This window comes from Flagellimonas olearia, assembly GCF_009184425.1.
GTDB classification, from domain to species: domain Bacteria; phylum Bacteroidota; class Bacteroidia; order Flavobacteriales; family Flavobacteriaceae; genus Flagellimonas; species Flagellimonas olearia.
Map to the genome: position 1 here is coordinate 1 of NZ_WELG01000031.1, position 558 is coordinate 558.

1 protein-coding gene is annotated in these 558 nt (G+C 45.9%); it reads left to right on the forward strand.

Annotated features, from left to right (window positions below; genetic code table 11):
* Positions 1 to 558 (forward strand): RNase H-like domain-containing protein (locus F8C76_RS18770; RefSeq protein ID WP_170284064.1); only part of this gene is annotated, 558 nt, incomplete at both ends.

A 558-nucleotide genomic window follows, 5' to 3' on the forward strand; every position in this document is an offset into this window, starting at 1 on the left:
CTGTAGGCGCTCTGCTTGCACAAGAGAATGACGAAGGGAAAGAAGCTGCTCTATACTACCTCAGCCGCATGCTAGTAGGTGCAGAGCATCGTTACTCTCCGGTCGAAAAAGAATGCCTTGCAGTGATGTTCGCCGTACAAAAGCTACGTCACTACTTGCTTTCCAACACAGTTTACCTGGTCTCAAGGATTAACCTCTTAAAGGTCCTTGTTACAAAAGCAGGTTCTCTCAATGCACGACTGGCAAAATGGTCCATCCTTCTATCACAATTTGATATTAGGTATGTGCCACAAAAAGCAATCAAAGGCCAAGCTCTAGCAGATTTCCTCGCAGAGCATCCATTGCCTAAAGATTCACCACTCAGAGATGATCTCCCAGACGAACCCGTCTACAACGTGGAGACTTTCTCGCCAAAAGCTTCCTGGGATATGTACTTTGACGGTGCAACCAGGACAAATGAAAAAAGAGAGCTGATCTCGGGAGTTGGCATCCTTTTTGTTAGCCCCGGCAAATATATGATTCCACATGCTTTCTCGCTACTGGAATCATGCACAAATA